This window comes from Lacicoccus kunmingensis DSM 17847 (genome assembly GCF_059568765.1).
In genome coordinates this window covers 169909-192536 of the sequence record NZ_JCANUC010000003.1, presented here as the reverse complement: position 1 = coordinate 192536, position 22628 = coordinate 169909, and the positions used below count along the sequence as shown (strand labels likewise).

20 protein-coding genes are annotated in these 22628 nt (G+C 43.4%); 4 read left to right on the top strand and 16 right to left on the bottom strand.

The features are described from left to right. Positions 1–22 precede the first annotated feature (22 nt). Positions 23–1129 (bottom strand): amidohydrolase, encoded by a 1107-nt coding sequence (locus BO48_RS05110; protein WP_496366337.1) that lies wholly within the window; start codon positions 1127–1129, stop codon positions 23–25. A gap of 197 nt (positions 1130–1326) precedes the next feature. Here BO48_RS05110 and menC point away from each other — a divergent pair, with 197 nt between their 5' ends. Next, positions 1327–2466 (top strand): o-succinylbenzoate synthase, encoded by a 1140-nt coding sequence (menC, locus tag BO48_RS05105; RefSeq protein ID WP_496366336.1) that lies wholly within the window; start codon positions 1327–1329, stop codon positions 2464–2466. 71 nt (positions 2467–2537) lie between these two features. Here the strand turns inward: menC and BO48_RS05100 are convergent, their stop codons facing one another. The 11 genes from BO48_RS05100 to BO48_RS05050 all read right to left on the bottom strand — a co-directional run bounded on the left by BO48_RS05100 (position 2538) and on the right by BO48_RS05050 (position 14815). After that, positions 2538–3188 carry a LysE family translocator gene (locus BO48_RS05100; RefSeq protein WP_496366335.1) on the bottom strand — a complete coding sequence of 217 codons (651 nt, stop codon included), beginning with the start codon at positions 3186–3188 and terminating at the stop codon, positions 2538–2540. Between the two features lie 14 nt (positions 3189–3202). Further along, positions 3203–4042: a metallophosphoesterase gene (locus tag BO48_RS05095; protein WP_496366334.1), complete on the bottom strand. Its 840-nt coding sequence runs from the start codon at positions 4040–4042 to the stop codon at positions 3203–3205. A gap of 84 nt (positions 4043–4126) precedes the next feature. Beyond that, the gene (locus BO48_RS05090; protein WP_496366333.1) at positions 4127–5389 is read right to left on the bottom strand and encodes a hemolysin family protein; all 1263 of its coding nucleotides are present in this window, start codon (positions 5387–5389) and stop codon (positions 4127–4129) included. A 116-nt stretch (positions 5390–5505) separates the two neighbouring features. Then, on the bottom strand, positions 5506–5712 hold the full coding sequence (copZ, locus tag BO48_RS05085) for a copper chaperone CopZ (protein ID WP_496366332.1): 207 nt from the start codon (positions 5710–5712) through the stop codon (positions 5506–5508). Positions 5713–5743: 31 nt separating this feature from the next. Next, positions 5744–8128 carry a heavy metal translocating P-type ATPase gene (locus BO48_RS05080; RefSeq protein ID WP_496366331.1) on the bottom strand — a complete coding sequence of 795 codons (2385 nt, stop codon included), beginning with the start codon at positions 8126–8128 and terminating at the stop codon, positions 5744–5746. 22 nt (positions 8129–8150) lie between these two features. Further along, positions 8151–8453 (bottom strand): metal-sensing transcriptional repressor, encoded by a 303-nt coding sequence (locus BO48_RS05075; protein ID WP_496366426.1) that lies wholly within the window; start codon positions 8451–8453, stop codon positions 8151–8153. Positions 8454–8548: 95 nt separating this feature from the next. Next, positions 8549–10330: a S9 family peptidase gene (locus tag BO48_RS05070; protein ID WP_496366330.1), complete on the bottom strand. Its 1782-nt coding sequence runs from the start codon at positions 10328–10330 to the stop codon at positions 8549–8551. Between the two features lie 185 nt (positions 10331–10515). Continuing rightward, entirely contained in the window at positions 10516–12333 is a 1818-nt protein-coding gene (locus BO48_RS05065; protein ID WP_496366329.1) for a purple acid phosphatase family protein, read from the bottom strand. Between the two features lie 170 nt (positions 12334–12503). Next, positions 12504–13280, bottom strand: a complete 777-nt coding sequence (locus tag BO48_RS05060) for a 2-keto-4-pentenoate hydratase (protein WP_496366328.1) — start codon at positions 13278–13280, stop codon at positions 12504–12506. A gap of 116 nt (positions 13281–13396) precedes the next feature. Next, positions 13397–14557 carry an aminotransferase class I/II-fold pyridoxal phosphate-dependent enzyme gene (locus BO48_RS05055; protein WP_496366326.1) on the bottom strand — a complete coding sequence of 387 codons (1161 nt, stop codon included), beginning with the start codon at positions 14555–14557 and terminating at the stop codon, positions 13397–13399. Positions 14558–14632: 75 nt separating this feature from the next. Continuing rightward, a complete protein-coding gene (locus BO48_RS05050; RefSeq protein ID WP_496366325.1) occupies positions 14633–14815 on the bottom strand; it encodes a hypothetical protein in 183 nt (60 codons plus the stop codon). A 150-nt stretch (positions 14816–14965) separates the two neighbouring features. On the opposite strand from BO48_RS05050, the gene BO48_RS05045 reads away from it, so the two are divergent. After that, positions 14966–15154, top strand: a complete 189-nt coding sequence (locus BO48_RS05045) for a hypothetical protein (RefSeq protein WP_496366324.1) — start codon at positions 14966–14968, stop codon at positions 15152–15154. A gap of 39 nt (positions 15155–15193) precedes the next feature. Here the strand turns inward: BO48_RS05045 and BO48_RS05040 are convergent, their stop codons facing one another. Continuing rightward, on the bottom strand, positions 15194–16360 hold the full coding sequence (locus BO48_RS05040) for an MFS transporter (RefSeq protein ID WP_496366323.1): 1167 nt from the start codon (positions 16358–16360) through the stop codon (positions 15194–15196). Positions 16361–16389: 29 nt separating this feature from the next. Beyond that, positions 16390–17439: a tartrate dehydrogenase gene (locus BO48_RS05035; RefSeq protein ID WP_496366321.1), complete on the bottom strand. Its 1050-nt coding sequence runs from the start codon at positions 17437–17439 to the stop codon at positions 16390–16392. Between the two features lie 197 nt (positions 17440–17636). Here BO48_RS05035 and BO48_RS05030 point away from each other — a divergent pair, with 197 nt between their 5' ends. Beyond that, complete coding sequence (locus BO48_RS05030; RefSeq protein ID WP_496366320.1) at positions 17637–18701, top strand: branched-chain amino acid aminotransferase; 1065 nt, start codon at positions 17637–17639, stop codon at positions 18699–18701. 53 nt (positions 18702–18754) lie between these two features. On the opposite strand, the gene BO48_RS05025 is transcribed toward BO48_RS05030, so the two are convergent. Continuing rightward, entirely contained in the window at positions 18755–19501 is a 747-nt protein-coding gene (locus BO48_RS05025; protein ID WP_496366319.1) for a 2-keto-4-pentenoate hydratase, read from the bottom strand. A gap of 113 nt (positions 19502–19614) precedes the next feature. Continuing rightward, positions 19615–21108: an anthrax toxin lethal factor-related metalloendopeptidase gene (locus BO48_RS05020; RefSeq protein WP_496366318.1), complete on the bottom strand. Its 1494-nt coding sequence runs from the start codon at positions 21106–21108 to the stop codon at positions 19615–19617. A 252-nt stretch (positions 21109–21360) separates the two neighbouring features. On the opposite strand from BO48_RS05020, the gene BO48_RS05015 reads away from it, so the two are divergent. Beyond that, entirely contained in the window at positions 21361–22581 is a 1221-nt protein-coding gene (locus BO48_RS05015) for a DUF819 family protein (RefSeq protein ID WP_496366317.1), read from the top strand. Positions 22582–22628: the final 47 nt, after the last annotated feature.

Below are 22628 nucleotides of genomic sequence, written 5' to 3'. Positions count from 1 at the left end.
CGTTCAGAGAGGATTAATTCTTTTATTTTACATTTAAAATGGAATGGTAAAGGATATCAGCCCCATTTTCCAGTGCATTCCGGTCAAATTTCATTTTCGGATGATGCAGTCCCGGCTCCAAATCGCAACCAAGCCCGATCATCGCTCCTTTCAATTCTGGATACTTCACTGTGTAGTAATGGAAATCATCCCCGCCGCTTGTAATGATCGGCTCCATAAGATTTTCCGTACCGAGAGCGTCAATAATGCCCTCTTTTAAATACTGGATTGCTTCTTCATCACTTTCACTCGCAACAATGCTTGAAAAATTCTGATCTTCGATTGAGACTTCATAAAACTCTTCCACATACTTTAAAATTTTAAAGACCCGTTTCTTCAAATTATCCATCTCGTCATTCGTTTGTGCGCGCAGATCGATTCCGCATTCTGCGATGCCCGGGATGATGTTCAGTGATTTGCCGCCCGATATGAATTTAGTCATCTTCACTGATGATGGGATGATTGGATTAATATGGATTTTAGACAGCATGTTTACGATATCCGCACCAATTTCTATTGCGTTGTGATTCAGATGAGGACGTGCGCCATGAGCATCATCCCCTACTATTTTGAAATCCAGAGAGGCAGCAGAGCCGTGTTCGATACTCGGAGACGCCTGTCCCATAGAAGCTTCTTCAATCGGACGCAGATGAATGCCGAACAAATAATCCAGGTCCTCGATAATCCCTTCATCTGCCACAGCCAGTGCACCTGTGCCCAGTTCTTCAGCCGGCTGGAAAATGAATCTGACTCCCCTTGTTTCAAGCGCTTCATGATCTTTTATTTTCAGCATGGCCCCGATGACCATCCCTGTATGTGCATCATGACCGCAGGAGTGGTTCGCACGTTTTACACCGTCCACTTCCTGATACAATGCATCGATGTCAGCACGTATACCGATTTTTGGATACCCCCCGCTGAATGTGCCCATATCACAATAAAGGCCTGTAATCTTTTTAAATTTGACGGGAGTGAAGCCTTCCTGCTTCAAATAATCAAATATATAATCCGTCGTTTCATATTCCTCATTGCTCAACTCCGGATTCTCATGCATATGGTTGAAAACTTCCAGTATCTTTTCAGCAGTCATTTTAAAAATCCTTCCTCAATTATTTGTATTATCCGATGATTACATTCAATATATACTTATAAAATATTAAATACAACGGAGAGCGACGCTTATATTTAAAGTTTTACCGTTGTTTAATGGTAATATTGTATATGAGAATCCGGGTTAGATGATTGTCTTTATTTCAAAATATTTTGGACCTGTTTAGGAGGAGTAATATGAAGATCAAAGAAATTAAACTGCATCAGCTGGAGATGGATTTAAAAAATCCTTTCACGACAAGCTTCGGCTCTCAGACGAAAAGATTTATCACAATTATTGAAGCTGTAAATACAGACGGGCTGTCAGGATTTGGCGAGTGTGTCGCAGGTGAAGACCCACTCTATTCAGAGGAGTTTATGGACAGTGCACTCATAGCGATGAAAAAGTACTTTGCGCCGATCATCATTAAAAATGAAATCAGCCATCCTGATGATGTTTGGGATCTGCTGGTGCCTTTCAAAAAGAATAATATGGCTAAAGCAGGCCTCGAAGGTGCGGTGTGGGATTTATATGCCAAAGAAAATGGTATGACACTTGCTGAAGCGGTCGGCGGTAAGAAAACCGAAGTGGACGTCGGCGTGTCCCTCGGACTTGAAGATACCGATGAACTGCTCCTTGAAAGAATTGAGGAAAAGGTCGAAGAAGGTTATAAACGTATAAAAGTGAAAATAAAACCTGGCCGGGATATCGAAATGCTCAGAAAAATAAGAGATCAGTTTCCTGATATTCCTTTAATGGTCGATGCAAACTCGGCCTACACTCTGGATGATATCGAGCTTCTGAAAGCGATGGATGAATTCAATCTGATGATGATTGAACAACCTCTTGCAGCAGGTGATATTGTCGATCATGCCAAACTGCAAAAAGAAATTCAGACTCCTGTCTGCCTTGATGAAAGCATTGACAGCTATCAGGCAGCAAAAGCTTCGATTGAACTCGAAAGCTGTAAAATTATCAACGTCAAAGTCGGACGTGTCGGCGGCATCACCGAATCGAAAAGGATTCATGACCTTGCAGCAGAACACAACATTCCGTTATGGTGCGGCGGCATGCTTGAAGCAGGTGTCGGCCGACTGCACAACGTAGCGATTACGACATTATCAAACTTTACACTGCCGGGCGATACCGCTTCTTCCAGCCGTTACTGGAAAGAAGATATCATCACGCCTGAAGTCGTTGCAGAAAACGGTGTTGTCCAGGTCAGCGACCAGCCGGGCATCGGTGCAGAAGTTGATTTTGACAAGATGAAACAATATTTGAAGCAGACAGACACAATCACTGCTGACAATGATGTCGACATGGTGTTTTTTGATTAATCACTGATATGAAAGAAGGCATAGCCCGGGCCGGTCTATGCCTTCTTATTTTTTAATTAATATGGGCTGGTCTATCCCCAAAACAATGTCCTGACCCCGAAGAAGATGATGACTACACCTGCGCCTTTACTGAGCCAGTTTTGAAATACATAGGATTTCATCCAGCGCTTGAGGAGATTTACAAGCTCCACCACCGTCATAAACCAGATAACTGAAACAATGAGAAGAATCGCCGCAAGCAGTAGGATCTGCTGATTATGACCAAGCGATGTCTGACCTTCGTCCGCAACAAACTGGGGGATGATTGTCATATACAGTATTAAAACTTTCGGGTTCAAAATGTTTGCCACAAACCCCTGCCTGAACGACTGCATCAGTGACTTTCCGCTGACGGTCTCCTTCAGGGAATCGATATGATCGATGGACTGGCCGGGCACAAGTACGCCCGCCCTTATACTCTGAATACCTATGTATATCAGATAGAAAGCCCCCATATACTTGATCGTATTGAAGATTGCGGGAGAATTGGCGATAATCACTGCCAGGCCGACAACAGAAATGGTAATCCAGAACAGATGTCCTGTCAATATGCCGGTAAGCGTAATCCTCCCGGCCCACCTGTTCAATGCCAGTGTATTTTTCATGATGATCATCATATCCGGTCCGGGGACCATCACAAGTACAAACATGACAATGACATATGCTGTCAGCTGTTCAACCAATCATCTCACCTCAATCATTTCTTTTTTAATGTTATGACAACAATCTCCGGATGGTTAAATACACGGAAAGGAAATCTGCTGTTACCGAGCCCCCTGCTGATGGATAATGCTGTGCCATTTTTATAATGTGTGACCTCGGTGTATTTCGGCAAAACACCCTGGTGCGGTGAATAAAGTCCGCCGAAATACGGCAGACGGATCTGGCCGCCGTGGGCATGGCCGGATAAAACCAGATCCAGTTCATATTTACTGTATATATGAAACAACTCGGGCCGGTGAGATATTAAAATCGTGAAGCCGTCCGGCAGGCCGTTCAGGCGGTCCTTCAGCATTTTCTCAAAATATAAATGGACATACGGATCTTCCTCATCACCTAAAAACCATGGATCAGGCATGCCGGCAAGATTTATAATCTCTCCATCCTTAACCAGAGCCGTCGATGAAAAACTCACATTTTCCACATCTGATTCTGTAATGTATTTCTTCAGATTAAACCATCTTTTATAATGTGCTTCGTGATTCCCGGTCACATAATAAGTCGGCAGAATCTCAGAGATTTTTCTGATGAAATGCTTGGAGCGCCGGAGATTCGGTGTTCTCCGGTCAATGATGTCACCAGTGATTAATATGACGTCACCTTCTGCCCGTTGAACTTTATTTAACAGAGTACGGGCTTTCCATCCAAACCATGCATTGTGATAGTCGGATATATGAACGATTCTATAACCATCAAAAACGTCGGGAATTCTATCGCTGTATATTTCACGTTCATTAACCTGGATACTTTTGTCCTCTTTATACAAAAATCTGCTCAAAGCAATGACAAAACCTAATGTAATCGCATATTTTTTCATATATGTGCCCTCTATTTTAAATAATATCAATTTTACCATTATTTGATGCATAATAAAAAGCCCGACTCATGCCGGGCTCTGTTTCTAGTCATTATTACCTCCTGTATCTTCTTCCGGTTCTTCTTTTAAAATCCGGATGGTGCGGATCGTCTGACTTTCCATGACCACCACTTCAAATCTGAGTCCGAGTTCTTTATTTTTTAAAACATCACCCTGAACGGGAATATCGTTGAATTCCTTGAACAGGTACCCTGACAAAGTATCTTCTTCTTCCGGGATGTCCGTTTCAAACTGCGTATTCAATCGGTGAAGTGTGATTCTGCCGTCACAGATGATTTCATCTTTGCTCATTTTATCTACAAGCGCATCACCTTTGACATCGGTCTCATCTTCTATATCAAACCCAAGCATATTTTCGATAATATCTTCGTGGGTCACGATACCTTCCGTGCCGCCGTATTCATCGAGTACAATCGCCAGGTGCCGGCGCTCTTTCGTCATCTTCCGCAATACGGTTTCCACCGCATCAAATTCTTTGACCGTCAAAGGGTCCGGATCTGCAAAGTCTATCAAATCTTTTTCAGGGCTGAGTGACCATCTAAGCAAATATTTAGTGTGGAAAACACCGACAATATCATCAAGGTTTTCATTATAGATTGGATATCTGGTATGCATCAGGCTTACAACTGTCTCAAGCACTTCATCATATGATGAATCCACCCTGATTGCATCCATCTCGGTTCTTGGTGTGGACATGATATCTTTCACATTCAAATCGCGGAAATCCAGAATACCTTTAATCCGGTTCCTTTCCCTTCCTTTCAGCACCCCTTCAGCATTCGCAATATCAATCAGGTTTACCAGCTCATCTTTGGATACCGTCCAGGCCGGCTGCTCGCCCCCCGATAAGATTTTAGTAATATTATCTGTTATAAAGTTTAAAATGATGGTGAGCGGCTTGAAAATGATGATGATCAGAGTAATTGGTGGCCGGACCATATTGGAAATTTGCTCTGGAAAAGCAGCAGCAATTGATTTCGGGATGACTTCGGCAAATAAAATAATAGTAATGGTGAGTGCGGCACTCGCAACCGCCACACTCCAGCCGTAATCAATTGCCATCGCCGTCACAACCGTAGGCAGCAGAATATTGGAGATATTGTTGCCGATCAATATCGTTGTGATGAACTCACTCGGCTTTGACACGACACCGAGCAGTTTCGCAGCTTGTTTATCCCCGTCCTGTACTTTAGCCTGCAGTTTCACTTTATCCACTGCAGTTAGTGCTGTTTCACTTCCTGAAAAGAATAATGAAGTGAATAATAAAATGATGATCAAAAAGACCAAAAGATCTTCCCCTTTCCGAGACCCCTTTTAACAATCGATTATATTTCTTTAATTATATCAGATTTAAAATAAAATGAGCTTGTATCTTTTTCAGATACAAGCTCATGTTTTTATTATTATACTACATCGTAGCCTTGATCTTCAATCGCTTCATTCATTTCATTTACACTGACTTTATCTTCTTCGTATTCGACGGAAACCTCGTTGGCGTTTAAATCAACTTCCGCTTTGTTTACGCCGGACAGCTTACCTAAAGCGCCTTCCACCGAGCTTTTGCAATGTCCGCAAGTCATACCTTCAACTTTGATTGATGTTGTGTTCATATTAAATACCTCCATATTGATTTATATATTATTATATTTTTACTCTTTTCAGTCTTAATGAGTTGGTAACGACACTGACAGAGCTGAATGCCATCGCGGCACCTGCAACCCACGGCGCAAGTAGACCGAGTGCCGCTATCGGAATGCCTGCCGAATTATATGCGAATGCCCAGAACAGATTTTGTTTGATGTTGCGGATCGTCTGGTGGCTGAGGTTGATCGCTTTTGGAATCAGCGTCAGTTCGCCGCCCATAATCGTAATATCTGCCGCTTCAATCGCAACTTCTGTTCCTGTACCAATCGCGATCCCGATATCTGCTGTTGCCAGTGCAGGCGCATCGTTCACGCCGTCTCCGACCATTGCCACAGATTTACCCTGTGCCTGAACTTTCTTAACCTGCTCAGCTTTCTCCTCAGGCAGCACTTCAGCAATTACGGTGTCGATATTCACTTCTCTCGCGATCGCTTCAGCTGTACGCTGGTTGTCACCGGTCAGCATGATGACCTCAAGCCCCTGCTCGCGCAAGTTCGTGATCGCTTCTTTTGCAGTATCTTTAACTGTATCCTGTACAGCTACAATACCAGCCATTTGACCATTCACAGCAACCAGCATCGCTGTTTTACCGTCGTACTCATATTGTGTCATTTCTGAATCATAATTATCAACTGCAATGTTTTGATCTGACATCAACTTCCGTGTGCCGACCAGAACACGGTCACTGCCGACAGTCGCTTCTATACCATGCCCGGGTATCGCCATGAAATCATCCACTTCCGGAATCCCGATGTCCTTTTCCGTTGCATAGGAGACGATGGCTGTTGCGAGCGGGTGTTCAGACCCATTCTCAGCTGCTGCAAGCAGCTTCAATACATGGTCATCACCTGTGAAGTCCGTCACTTCAGGTTTACCTTTTGTAATGGTGCCTGTTTTATCCAGAATGACTGCATCAAGATTATGTGTCTTCTCCAGATGCTCGCCGCCTTTGAATAAAATGCCGCTCTCAGCACCTTTTCCTGTACCGACCATGATTGATGTCGGTGTCGCAAGACCCAGCGCACACGGACAGGCAATGACAAGCACTGTAATCGATGCGATCAGTGCCGGCTCGAGATTATACGGAGATGCGATAAAGTACCATATTAAAAATGTCACAACCGCGATACCGATGACTATCGGTACAAAGTAGCCGGAAACAATATCGGCCATTCTCTGTATCGGCGCCTTTTTACCCTGTGCCTCTTCAACCACTTTGATGATGGACTGAAGAGCCGTATCTTTTCCGACACGGGACGCTTCAACAACGACATTTCCGTTCTGGTTGATTGTCGAACCGATCACTTTATCTTCAATATTCTTTTCAATCGGGATTGATTCACCCGTCAGCATCGACTCATCGACTGACGTTCTCCCTTTAGTGATTACACCGTCGGCCGGAAATTTTTCGCCCGGTTTTACGACAAGCGCATCGCCGACTGCGACATCAGCTGCAGGAATCATTGTTTCAACGCCGTCTCTTAAAACTCTGGCTTCTTTCGCCTGCATATTCATCAATTCTTTTATTGCGCCCGAAGTCTGTGATTTCGCACGGGCTTCAAGATACTTACCGAATAAAATCAAAGTGATGATGATTGCACTTGCCTCAAAATATAAGTGCGGATCCGCTGTTGCACCGGTCATCCATCTGTATGTTTCAAACAGACTGAAACCGAATGCTGCGGTCGTCCCCATCGCGACCAGTACATCCATATTGGCACTGAAGCTTTTCAAGCTTCTGTAGGCGCCGACATAAAACTGCCAGCCCAGTATGAATTGTACCGGTGTGGCAAACGCGAGCTGAAACCATGGGTTCATAAATATAGCAGGAAGACTCATTCCGAATAAGTGATCCAGCATTGTCACAAGCAGAGGCAGTGACAGTAATGCAGATATCACCACTTTCCATTTTAGCCTGGAGAGCTCTTTGCCCTTCTTCTCTTCTCTTGACTCAGCGCTTTCTTTTGCTGTGGCACCATAGCCCAAATTATCGATGCGGGCAATCAGGTCGCGTTCGGAAAGCACATTGGCGTTATATTCGATGACGGCATTTTCTGTTGCGAGATTGACCGTCGCATTGGACACGCCGCCGGTCTTGTTCAGAACTTTTTCTATCCTGTTCGAACATGCCGCACAAGTCATACCTGAAATATCAAACTCTACTTCATCGTACTGGACACCATAACCGAGATTTTCAATTTTATTCGTAATATCATCCAGCTGGATATTGTTTTTATCATAATCAACAGTCGCCTGTTCTGTTGCCAGATTAACTTTGGCATCGACGCCGTCCATCTTGTTCAATACTTTTTCTATTCTGTTTGAACATGCTGCACACGTCATTCCCGTCACATTCAGTCGTGTATTTTCTTTGTTTTCCACTTTTCCGGCCTCCTTTATTGATTTATTTTGAAAACTGCTTCAATACCGCCATTAACTCTTCGATTGATGAATCGCCTTCTCCTTTATCAATCGCATCTGCGACACAATGTTTCATATGTCTTTCAGTCACTTCATAGCCCACATTTTTCAGCGCCGACTGGATGGCACTGATCTGAATGAGGATGTCTACACAGTAACGGTCTTCTTCAACCATTTTCTGTATCCCCCGGACCTGCCCTTCAATACGTTTTAAACGCTTCAGCACTTTATCCTTTTCATCATCTGTTCTTGGAATTACTGCGTGATCATGTAATGTCTCTTCCATGTTCTTCACCGTCCTGTTCTTATTCGTTAAATTCATTATACCCTAACGGGGTATTAGTGTCAAAAAATAAAACCCGCAGATGCGGGTCTTTGATATTACTGGTGTTTATTTAAAAATTCCAGCATTGATTTATATACGAGAATTTCATTTTCCTTTTTGGAGAAACCGTGACCTTCATCATCCAGTACGATATACTCCACTTCACGTCCGGCATCCCTCAGCTTCTCCACGATCTGATCCGACTCTTCTTTGACGACACGGGGGTCATGCGCCCCTTGTATGACCAGCATCGGCCTGGTCATCGTATCCAGGTACGTCACCGGGCTGTCTTTCTCAAACCGCGCTTTATCTTCAACGGGGTCTCCGACCCATCGTTTCATCAGCGGCTTCCAATGTTCCGGTACAGAACTATAGAATGTGAATAAGTCCGATACACCGAAAATGTCGACTACAGCCTTGAAGTACTCCGGATGACGGCCATGCAGGAGCAGTGCCATATACCCCCCGTAGCTGCCGCCGACAAGGAATAATTTTTCGGGGCTGGAGATGCCTTCTTCAAACAGCCATTTGATGCCTTCGACATTATCAAGTCTTGGGCCGTGGCCCCAGTCACCTTCCACCATCTTGACGAATTTTGCACCGTAACCCGTACTGCCCCTGAAGTTCGGACAGAATATATTGTAACCGCGGTTTAAGAATATTTGGAACATCGCCCTGAATGATTTACTTTCATTGTATTGCGGTCCACCGTGCGGCCAGAATATTGTATATCCATTCGCGTTTTCCTCTTTTGCTCTGAACAGGAGTGCTTCGATTTCCAGATTATCGAATGATTTATAAGTGATGACTTCAGGTTCAACCATATCTTTCGGCACAACCCCAAGCACTTTATTTTTAGTGAGCTGTACCCATGATTCATTTTCATACTTGAAAATATTCGTCGGTACCGTCGCACTTGTCCCTTTGACATACAATGCACCGCTCTGCGCTGTGACGACTCCGCTGAACGAAGTGACTGGTGCCGCAATCGGTTCAAGCTGGTCATGATTCAAATCATAATAATACAGATTTTGGACCACGCCTTTTTGAGTGAGAAGGTACATCATATTCGTATGGCGGTTGAATTTGATCATCATCAGCGATTCCTGTTCGAAATCCAATACTTTTTCAAAAGATTTAGTCGTCAGATCATATTTCGCAAGGTAGCTGTAATCTGAATCGTAATTGGTTACAAACCATGCCTCATCATCTTTGACGAATGTGATGCTGCCGACTGTATGTACTTTCTCGATGTCAGGCGTCAAATATTCAATACCTGCTTCAGTTTTAATAAAACCGATCATATAAGTGTTGGCATACGCTGTAACATAAACCGAATTCTCTTCGTCCTGTGAGACATCGACCAGATGCGTCGGGCCGCCCTCGCCTTCATGCAGCAGTGTTTCCTCTTTTGTTTCGATATCGTAAACATAAGAATTCAAGTAGCTGTCATTGCCTTTTGATGAAGTATAATACACTCTCGAGCCGTCTTTCGATAATTTAGTAAACATGAATTTATCTTTGTCTTCTGCATCAATCAGCTGTTCAGGCATACCCCCCTCAGGTGGTATCGCATAAATTTTATGGTTTTCGTCCCCGTCTTTATCAAATCCTGCCAGCACGTAATCCCCATTCGGTGCTGCCTGTATAAAGCTTGTACTTTCATCTTTTCCGGAAAATTGATACGGATAGTAATTCGGCAGATCCATCCCGTATATATTCACTTTTCCAGTCATATTTGACGAAAAGAGCAGCCGCTTTTCATCCGCACTGATTGAAAAATCCCCGATGCTGTACGGTGTGAAGAACTGCTCCACTCTTGTTTTTTGAAACTCCATTAAAACCCCTCCGTTTTTTTTTATTCCTCACAATAATTTTAATCGAGATTCGGAGAGAGTGCAATTTAAGGGGACATCGGTATTTCTCCTCTGCCCCGACATCGTTTTTACGCCATGTCGGGAAAACGCCAATTCACAAAAATAGAGACCGGAATGCCGGTCTCTTTCAACTTCACTCAATATTTTTATTCAGCATCTTTAACGATGCCGAACTGATCCACCATTTCTACTGTTCTTTCTTCACCTTCCAGCAGCTCGCCTTCGATCTGATACATGCTGACAACGAGTTCGTTGTCTGCCATCTCATAAACTGCGAAGTTCTGTACGTTTGAATCTCTGTTGTTTGAATGCGAATCTTCAAACGTATCTGTTTCCTGCGGCTGGTTGCCGTAAGCAAACAAGTCATTGTAGTAATCCATATCTTCCTGGGTCATCCAGTCAAGGTCCGGTCTGACTTCATGCAGGTGATCGACGCCTTTTGAATAAACGTCATCATACTCTTTTGTACCGCCGGTATTCGGCAGAATATAAGTCGTGCCTTCCGGATTTTCCATATACTCAACACCGTCGTCCCCGACAAACGACGCCGCATCTTCCACTTCACCATTCGAGAAGTTTTCATCCGAGTCAACATGAGTTAATGAATGTGTTCTTGAAACGACATGGTCGTGCCCCTGCAGCGCAAGATCTACATCCAGCTCATCGATTAAAGCAGTCAGCTCTTCCCTGATTTCCTGAACATCTTCATCCTGCAGTGAATGATACGACTTCGAGTAAAGCGGCTTATGGTAGTTCAGAACGACCCACTCTGCACCGTCCGCACGCGCCTGTTCAATGTCTTCTTTAATCCACTGCATCTGCTCTTCACCAATTGCACCGCCATTCGGATTGTCATCGGATTCTTTATTGTCATTCGTGTTTAATGTAACGAAATGAACACCGTTATAATCAAATGAGTAATATGAACCGCCGTCCACTGCATCGTTTGTCACCGGTACGTTAAAGTGTTCATTGAATTTCTCAGTCACAGGATCATCGTTCCAGTCCAGCGCATACTCATCGTGGTTGCCGGGTGCCACTGCCATAGCCGACTGCATGAAGTAAGGTCTGGATTGTTCGAAAATATCCACCCACTCATCTTCAACTTCAGCAACTTCAACCATGTCGCCTGTGTGCAGTACAAAGTCTGCATCTTCGGCAGTATCGAGTGCACGCATCAGAGTGTCTGCACCGAATGCCGCTTCATTACGGACATTTTCGTTCCAAAATGCATTTTGAGTGTCGGTGTAATGAACGAATTTGAACGGATCGCCTGATTCACCCGACGTTGTAAACTCTCCGACTTCACTGATTTCTCCTGATTCACTGCCTACCTGATAATAGTATGTAGCGTTCGGTTCAAGGTCCGTCGCCTGTGCTTTATAGGAATACTCCTCGACATCGATGAGATCCATCTGTCCGTATTCGGAACCGGACATCCAGTCCCCGCCGTGCGCCTGCTCGTCAGTATAGTAGCCGTTGATTACCGGTTCGCCGTTGTCATCTGTTACAGGTTCGCCTTCATCGTCCTCTTTTACATCGGCAAAGATATAGTAGCCGTTTTCGTCACGCTCACCGTAGCTGGAAGTGACTTCCTTTGCTTCTGCTTCAAATTCCATTGTATCGTCAAAGTCCCCGCTTTTGGAAACCCACACTTTTGAATCTTCATACAGATCTGTTGTATACCAGTTGAAGCCCATCTCGCTGGTCGTATCGCCGTTGAATGTGGCCGCGATACGGTTCGGCATATTATTCGCCTCAATTTCAGCCACCTCGGGCTTCTCATCTGTCAGTTCAGGTATGAACTGCTCCGTCACCGGTTCTGAAGGTGCACCGGCAGGACCGCCTCCGCCTGAAGCATGTGCAGCAGGGCCCACCAGTGATGATAATAAAAGTAACAGTGTTGTAAAAGCGACACCGAATGTAGTCATAAATTTCTTGTCATAAAACAAATTGACATTCATTAACAGTAAACCTCCCAAGATTTTCGAATCATATGATTATCACTTACATTTATATGATAAAGGTTCAATGTTCATTCAGTTTTAATATCAAGTAAATAATTCTTTACTGAAACACGGCTGTATTTTGATTCAGTAAACTTTGTTAAGAAACCTCAATCCGACAACCCGCTTTATCTGATACTGAACTTCACTTCGCACATACCCTCAAATTTAGTAACGACCGCGTCTCCTCTGTTTAAAAGAATCGCCCCGGTCATCCCTCCGGTAAAAATGACGTCACCCTTCTTCAAACCTGAACCATTTCTTTCATACAGCATTTTGGCCAGCGTAGCCACCGACTCGGCAGGGTGCCCGAGAACAGCTGAACTTGTTCCTTTGATTTTCTCTTCACCATTCGACTGGATGGAAACAGTGATATTTTCAAGTTCAAGCCCTTTGGGAATAAACTTCTCTTTACCGTAAACGACACCTTTGGCCGAAGTGTTGTCTGCTATGACATCGGGCAGCGTAAACTTGAAATTTTTATACCTGCTGTCGATGATTTCAAGTGCCGGAATTACAGATTCAGTGTTTTCAATGACTGCATCGATTGTAACTTCATTTCCTTTAATGTCATCTTTGAGAATAAACACCAGTTCCGCTTCAACTTTCGGGTGCAGGTAGTCATCAAATTTTAATGTATCGCCGTCAAAGTTCTCCATGTAATCGAACACTTTGCCGTGAATCGGGTCATCGACCCCCATCTGCTCCATCTTGCCTCTGCTCGTCAGTCCCATCTTATATGCAGTGATTGCCTGCCCTTTATTTTCTTTCAGACTGATGACTTCTTGCTGGATATCATAAGCCTCGTCAATTGTGATATCACCGAATTCCGCAGTGATCCTGTCAATCAGATAATGGCCGTCCTCCGCATTGTGAACGTGCTGTGCGACTTCTTTTATATTCATTGATATTTTCCCCTCTCGATACTTCATTCATTTATATTGTATACCTCAGATGATTGATTCAAAAATTTACTGCACGATAATAAAAACTGCCCTCATAACGAAGGCAGTTTTACAATTTATTTCATATCCAGTATTTTAATATATTTCTCCAGACGGTCAGCCGCTTCTGTCAGTTCTTCCATACTGCAGGCAAATGACAGTCTGATGTGTCCCTCTCCGTACTCGGAGAATGAGCGTCCCGGGACAACTGCCAGATGGACATTTTCCAGCAGATCCGTCGCAAACTTGAATGAATCCTTTTCGTACTTGCTGATTGACGGGAAGATATAGAACGCGCCAGTCGGTTTAGACACTTCAAGACCCATATCGACCAGTCTTTTATAAATATAGTCACGTCGCTGAATATACGCCTGATTCATCTCTTTAGGTATATGGAGCTGAGTCGTCAGTGCTTCAATTGCTGCATACTGGCTCGGAATACTCGCACAGATTGTGTTATACAGGTGAACAGCAGTAATATCTTCCATAATTACGCTGTGACCGACTACATACCCGATACGCCAGCCGGTCATGGCATGGGACTTGCTGAGGCCGTTGACGATAATCGCCTTTTCTTTGATTTCCGGATACATCGCCAGACTGATATGTTCGCCTTGCAAAGTGTTCTCTCCATAAATTTCATCTGTAATCACAAAAATATCATACTTTTTAAATACTTCGACAAGCGCATCCATCTGCTTCTTCGTGTATGTGACCCCCGTGGGATTCGTCGGGTAGTTCAGTAACACGGCTTTAGTTTTTTCTGTAATATTCGATTCAATCAGTTCAGGTGTCGCGATGTAATCCGTTTCTGACATATCAACGAATTTAGTCACGCCGCCGCTGAGTTCGATAATCGGCTCATATCCCAGATAAGTCGGTGCCGGAATGAGCACTTCATCACCCGGATCGATGATGGCTCTGAGAATGCCGTCTATCCCTTCACTGCCGCCCACAGTGACCAGCACTTCACCGTTCGGGTCGTATTCAGCACCATAACTATCTTTATAATAGTCACTGATTGCACTTCTCAGTTCAAGCAGCCCCGTGTTGTGGGAATACTTTATCGACTTTGTATTGATTGCTTCTATCGCCGCCTGCTTCACCGGCTCCGGCGTGTCGAAATCAGGTTGTCCAAGTGTCAGATCCACCGCATCCGGGAACTCTTCCACACGGTTGGCGAACTGTCTTGTACCCGGGACTTCTATATTTTTCATCTTTTTATTTGCCTGTGGCATGATATCACTCTTCCTCAGTTATATTCATCCCGATTATAACAAATACGCCGTCAAATGACTCGTCATATAAGATTTTTATTCGTAAATGTCCGGAACTGGTATAACCGTGTCATCATAGGCGCCGTAATCCACGTATGATGAAACAATTTCAATATGAATGTATTCATGAGTCAATCCGGCAGGTGCAGAAGATATATAAGGCAGATGCATCAGATTTCCATTCGACTTTTTAACAATGCCAATCACAGCATTCTCCATCCTCATCTTCAACTGGTCCGCAGGACATTAAAAAACACTCATGAATATCATTAATAAATGTTTCATAATGATTCCCATTCGTTTATGTTAAAATAACAACAATTATATAAATATATATTCCCCAATTTTTATAGTCTGGAGGGTTTTATTTTGACTAAAAAGACCGTTAAAAGAATTTATGTCATAGGCATGATCATCTTATTATTGGCTGCTGTGATGAACCTGCTTCTGGAAGTCACGCTGTTGAACCCCTTCATCATATTCGGTCTCATATTTATCCTGCTGGCAGTCAATATTTATAACAACGCCAGAGCAGACGGAGAGGAAAAGCCAAAATAAAAACTGAACTTTTGCCTGTCAGGCGAAAGTTCAGTTTTTTTATATCGTCATATACTTTTCCTTTTTCCCATAGACCATGTAATATAATACCGTTGCAATGATAACGATGATTGTCATTGAGTTGTACAGGCCGCCGTATCCGATGAATGGTACGAGCTGGCCGAATATATATGACCCGACACCGAGCCCGAAGTCCAGACAGATGAAAAATGTCGAAGTCGCAAGCCCGACGTTTTTCGGTTCTGCGAGTTTGATACATAATGCCTGAATAATCGATTGGAAATTACCATAGCCGAGGCCGATCAATCCACCTGCGAGCAGCAGCATCCATCCGGACTGTGCATTGCCGAGTACAAGATATGCTGAGAACAAAACAACGAGTGCGGGATAAACAATGATATTGGCACCTTTCTGATCCATCAGACGTCCGCTGAACGGCCTTGTCACAAGCATTACAACTGCGTTTACCAGGAAGAAATAACCGGCTGCGGTACCCAGCCCCTGTTCATCTGCATATAGCGCAATGAATGAGAATATTGTTGAATGGGCCAGACAGACAATCAGTATTGTTGTTGCAGCAGGCAGTGCGTCCTTATCCACAAACTGAAATTTTGGTTTCGGTTCTTTTGTCAGGTCGATCGTTTCATTATCTGTCTTAATGAAAATCGTAAATATACTTGCTATCAATACGACGGTAAAGACAAGAAGAAACAGCATTTGATAATCTACATATTCAAGCAATGTGAACGCAAGGTAAGGTCCGATGGCCGTCGCCATGACAAAGCTCAGACTGAAATAGCCAATCCCCTCACCTCTACGCCTCGCCGGCAGCGCAAGAGCCGCAATCGTCCCGACCGCTGTTGTCGCCACCCCATTGGCAAATCCGTTAAAGAACCTGACAATGAGCAAAATCCAGAAGTTCCCGGCAAAAAAGTAAAGTCCATATGTAATGATGAACATGATTGTACCGATGTACATGATTTTCCGTGCACCCATCAGGCTCAATTGATGTCCGGTGACGATTCTGCCGATTAACGAACCGACGATAAATATCCCTGCTGCGAGTCCCGCATTACTTGTCGAGATGCCGAACTCATCAATTGCATAGCCGCTGATTGTTACCATCAGCAGGAACATAGCCAGCATAATAAAGAAATTAAATATGAAAACTATGATAAAATCACGGGTCCATAAACGCTCCTGCACGCTGCCCCCTCCTTACTATCGGTTTTTATTTACAGTCGGTTCAATATTGAAGCAGTCACTTCTTCGGTTGAGGCCTCTCCCCCGATATCCGGTGTCATGATGCCTTCTCTCAAAGTATCTTCTATCGCTTTCAGAAGCTGACTGCCCAAATCTTCATATCCGAAATGGTCAAGCAGCATTTTCGCCGTCCAGATCTGGCCAATCGGATTTGCAAGACCGCGTCCGACAATATCCGGTGCCGAGCCGTGAACCGGTTCGAACATGGATGGGTACTTTCCGTTTATATTCAAGTTTGCACTTGGTGCGATACCGATGCTACCCATGATTCCTGCACCGATGTCTGATAAGATATCACCGAATAAATTACTCGCCACCACGACGTCATACCGTTCGGGTCTGGTAACAAACGATGCAGACAATGCATCAATATGTTCAGATGTAGTGGAAACATCCGGGTATTCTTTTGATACTTCTTTGAACACTTCATCCCAAAAAGGCATGGCATGATAAATACCGTTCGATTTTGTTGCACTCGTCACCATATTCCCTCTCGACTGGGCAAGTTTGAAAGCGTACTCCATCGCCTGGGAAGTCGCACGCTTTGAGAACACACTGCTTTGAATTGCGACTTCATGTTCCTCATGGAACATACGCCCGCCGACTGAGCTGTACTCACCCTCACTGTTCTCTCTCACAACTATTAGGTCGAAGTCTTTCGGATTGCCGAGCGGAGATTTCACCCCTTCAAAAACTTTCGCCGGTCTGACATTGATTTCCTGTTGGAATTCTCTGCGGATTTTTATAAGCAGTCCCCATAATGAAATGTGATCAGGCACTTTATTGACATCTCCGACTGCGCCTAAAAATACCGCATCACTTTCACTGAGCCTGTCCATACCGTCCTCCGGCATCATTTCCCCATGCTGCAAATAATAATCACAGCCGTAGTCATAATGTTCAAATTCAAATTTCAGACCGCCGTGTAATTCTGCCAGACGGTCCAGTATTGTCAGTGCTCCCGGCATCACTTCATGACCGATACCATCTCCGGGAATTACAGCAAGTTTTATCTTATCCATTACTACACTCCTCGTCTTTTATTTCATAATAATTCTATTATAACAAGTTCCCCTCCTATATACTTTATTGTTAGAAATAAAATTAAATTTTAAATAATCTGAAAACGTCTTGCTTTATTGGTGTTTCCTTGATAAAATAAACTCTAATTTTCAAATCAAGTAAGTGGCTTGTTTTATAGTTAGAAGGAGGGTCCATTATGGGACAAACAATACAAATCGAGAAAGCAAATTCATTGAAAGAAAAACCAGATGTATCAACGGTGAAGTTTGGAACAGTGTTTACTGACTATATGTTCACATCGGATTATACACCTGAGCATGGTTGGGAAGAGCCTGCCATTGTACCGTATAAAAATCTCGAGATTTCTCCCGCGGCAAACGGTATCCATTATGGACAATCTGTTTTTGAGGGTTTGAAAGCTTACAAAAACGGTGATGATATTTTATTATTCAGACCGGATGAGAACTTCAAACGTCTGAATACTTCATTGGAGCGGCTTGCTATGCCCAAGATCAATGAGGAAACAAGTCTCAATGCACTTTATGAATTGATTAAATTAGAGCGTGACTGGGTCCCAGACGGCCCTGGACAATCATTATATATTCGTCCGTTCATCTTTGCAGATGAAGCCTTTTTAGGAGTCAGATCTGCAAGAACATACAAATATAATATTATTTTATCTCCAGTGGCAGGATATTACGGCGGACAGCTTGACCCGACAAGTATCTATGTCGAAGATGACTACGTCCGTGCTGTACGCGGCGGTGTCGGTGCAATCAAGTGTGCGGGCAATTATGCGGCAAGTATCCTTGCACAGCAGAAAGCTGCTGAGCTTGGCTACGAGCAGGTGCTCTGGCTGGACGGCGTTGACCAGAAATATGTTGAAGAAGTCGGCAGTATGAACATTTTCTTCGTTAGAAATAATGAGCTGATCACGCCACAATTGAATGGTTCTATTCTTTCAGGTATTACGAGAAAATCTTTGATACAGCTTGCAGAGTATAAAGGATATACAGTGAAAGAAGAAAAGATTCTTCTGGATGACCTTCGTGACGGCCTTGAAGACGGCAGCGTCTCTGAAATCTTCGGGTCAGGTACTGCAGCAGTCATCTCACCTATCGGACGCATGAATGTCCATGGTGAAGACTATGTTGTAAATAACAACCAGGTCGGCCCTGTGGCGGAAGATCTTTATAATCACTATACAGGTATCCAGTACGGGACTTTGGAAGACCCTTTCGGCTGGATTGTTAAATTATAAAATTCTATAGCAAAACGGCAGCTCATCAAGTGAGCTGCCGTTTTTATTTTGCTTTAATGCACTTCAAGAGTTACAGTGCCTATATTTTCATATTCTGCTTCATAAAAGCCTTCTTCCAAATCTATCGGCAGATTAAATGTACCTGAAGATACGACCCAGCCCGCTTCAATCACTTTTCCTTCTTCATGAAGTTTTTGAATCAGCCATTTCACCGCTTCAGCCGGATGACCCATCACTTCGCTCGACCGTCCTTCTTTAACGACTTCACCGTTAAATTTAAGCGTCCCTTTAATATCATCTAAATCCTTATAGTTGAAGTAGTCACTGTCTCCGAATGTGACACTGCCGGCCACGGCACTGTCAGAGACCACTTCATATTTAGATGCGTGGGGAAACCAGTCTTCATAACGCCCGTCCGGTATTTCAAGACCGGGAGCAATCATACACTTACTCATTATATCTTCAACCGTATCCTCAATCGTCAGATCCTCCTGCACCAGAAATGCAACTTCCATCTCCAACTTTGGTACATTATAATCTGACATTGTAGCATTATTAATTATATTTTTATGAGTCAATGCGCCGTAGAGCGGTTCATCGTGATCAAACATCTCCTGGGTCTCTTTACTCGTTAAACTGACTTTGTATCCTCTCAGCACTTCCTCATTATCCTCAGTCTTCAATTTCAGAACCTTATCCTGAACCTGATAAGCATCCTTAATTGACTGAACATCAATGCTACCAAGTGCCAACGGTATTTTTTCTATATAAGCTTCATACAATTCATCAGCTATTGACATGGAAATCCTCCTAAAGTGTAGTTATATGAATGATATCATTTTATCCTTTAAAATTCATAATTACAGATAAAAATATCGAACTGCACAGACAGTCCGATATTTTTATTATTATTTTACTTTCTTAATACTTTGATCAGAACAGCAGATGCTGCGGCTAAAATCAGCAGCATTACTGCCACTATAAAAATAAAATGATTGCCGTCAAAAATAGGATTTGCTACCGCTTCACTTTCTTCATCTGTTTCTACTTCGGATGATTCTTCTTCTGATCCCGTCTCTGCAGACTGACCCTCTTCTTCAGACGCAGTTTCACCTTCTGAAGTTCCGTCTCCAGATGCGCTTTCTTCTGCTGTATCCTGTTCAGGTTCAGCATCTTCACCGGACTCTGTTTCTTCTGCAGTTTCTTCAGATTCATTCTGTTCTTCCTCAGCAGATTCAGAAGCATCTTCTTCAGGTTTTTCTTCTTCGTCCATCGAATTCTCTTCTACCGCTATCAGTAATGCTTCTGTCGCTTCATCAATCGAGGACTGTTCTTCTACATTCCCTTCATCACTTTCAGACAGCATTTCCTGAGCCTCACTAAGTGCAGCGGATAGATCATCTGATCGCTCAGGCTCTGGAATCTCTTCCGCCTGACTGATTGCCTCTTCCAATTTTGAATCATCAACATCGAGTGCCTCTTCTTCCTCGGCGGAATCATCAGGTTCCGCTGAAGTTGTCGCATGACGGAAGAATGATGTGAATAACGCATCGTCATCAGCATTCAACGGTTCTACGTAAAATTCATAATTTGTATTCGTTTCTAAATCCGTCGCTTCATACTCACTTTCAGAAACGTTATCTACCAACTCACCATTTTGATACACATTATAAGATTCAGCATTTTCATGTTCATCCCAGTGAATGGTCATTGTGTTGCCGGTGATTTCTCCGAACGTGACGATACGGTTATGGAGTGTATCAATGTATTCGTATGTCTGTGGTGCTCTCGACTGCAGTTTATCACGCTCTTCCCCGCCCAGGTAATACATCGCAAACACTTCTGCAAAGTATTCACTCGGGACATCAAAATACTCCGACACCTGATGATCTCCGAACAATGCATTTTTCTCACTTGCCATCAGCCCATTGAACTCTGATGTTGAACTGAATGTGAAGCCTGCTGTATAGGAGTCCACTGCATGGGCATATTCATGCAGTTCCAGGTTGATGGTCGAATGACCGTTGCCAGGGTCGCTGTACCCTATTCTTGCAGCTGTTGTAAATCCGCCGGCTCCAGGTACATTATCCCATGTGCTTCCGCTCTGTTCCCAGCCTCTCGGCACAGTGCCGGAGAGATGTTGGAATTCAGGCAGTTCAGTCAAAGGCACGTCCATCAAAATAATACTTACTCCAGAGCGGTTGGTTTCATATAGAATTCTTGAATCTACATTATTTAACCTCTCTATCATCTTCTCAGCTTCAGCATTATTAGAACTATCTGTTGTCCGCACTTCAATCATATCATCCAGGTTTTGATCCTGGGCTGAAATATTTTGATTCAAACCGATGAAAATTAATAATCCGGCAATGATACCAATCATTAATTTCCCTGCATATTTGTGCATGGAACAACCTCCCCTCTGAAGTAAATTATTTATATATATTAATATCTGAGTATAGAACATTCCAAAGTGACTTTCAAAGAATAGCATGTAAACGTAAAATAAAAAGTCTATATTTGGCCGTTATATTTTTATTCCCTTAGAAGACGGTCTGTAACCTAAAAGTTTACATATCACAATAAAAATCTAATAAATATTAATTTATTTTTTTAATAGTGATATAATCTATGCTAAATAAACAAGGGGGACCAAAATATGGATGGTGAAGTGAATTCCTTGATTTCACCGGATCAGACGTGGATTTTATGGGCCTTTCTGGTCGGCTGGGCCGCTGTAAGTATCGTGCTCGAGCAAAAATATTCATGGGCTTCAAAATTATCAGGGGCGATTATTGCACTCGTCGGGGCGATGCTTCTGGCCAACCTGCAGATTATACCTGTGGAATCGCCGGTTTATGACGCTGTATGGAGCTACGTTGTACCTTTATCCATTCCACTTCTTTTATTTCAGTCGAACATCGTGAAAATATGGAAGGAAAGCGGACGTCTGCTCTTCATATTTTTAATCAGTTCAATCGGTACCGTAGCAGGTGTTATTGCAGGTTTTTACATTTTCAGGTCATTCATACCGCAGATCGACATGGTCGGGGCGATGCTGACCGGCTCATATACGGGAGGGAGCGTCAATTTTGCTGCCATGTCTGCACGCTTTGATGTGCCCGAAGGTCTTATATCTTCCACCGTCGTTGCAGATAATTTATTGATGGCATTATACTTTTTAGTTTTGATCTCAATTCCAACCATCAGTTTCTTCAGAAATAAATTCGCCACACCATATATCGATGAACTTGATAAGAATACTGATACGGGTAATCAGGCTGCATCGTATTGGCAGAGAAAAGAAATTTCCCTGAGTGATATCGCACTGGCAGTCGGTACATCATTTGCAATTGTAGCCGTATCTTTCACATTGGCAGAATTTTTTACAAATCTTATCCCTGAAGACTCCAATGTTTTCTTATCGATTTTAAGAGCCATCATCGGTGATAACTACTTGATGCTGACAACATTGACTTTACTGCTTGTCACAGCTGTACCGAAGTATTTTGAAAGCATTAACGGCGCACAGGAAATCGGTACTTTCCTAATCTATATATTCTTTGTAGTCATTGGTGTGCCTGCATCGATTCCATTGATTATACAAAATGCACCGATCATTCTCGTTTTTGCCGCAATCATGGTACTCGTCAACATGATTATTTCTTTCAGTGACGGCAGACTGTTTAAATTTAACCTGGAAGAAATCATACTCGCCAGTAATGCGAATATCGGCGGTCCGACAACAGCCGCAGCGATGGCCATCTCAAGAGGATGGGTGAAACTCGTCGGGCCGATATTGATTATCGGTACACTCGGATATATCATCGGCAACTATTTGGGCACGATGATTGGTCTGTGGCTCGGCAGCATGCTTTAAATATAGAGAAAGCCTGAAGGCGCAGAAAAAATCTGCATCTTCAGGCT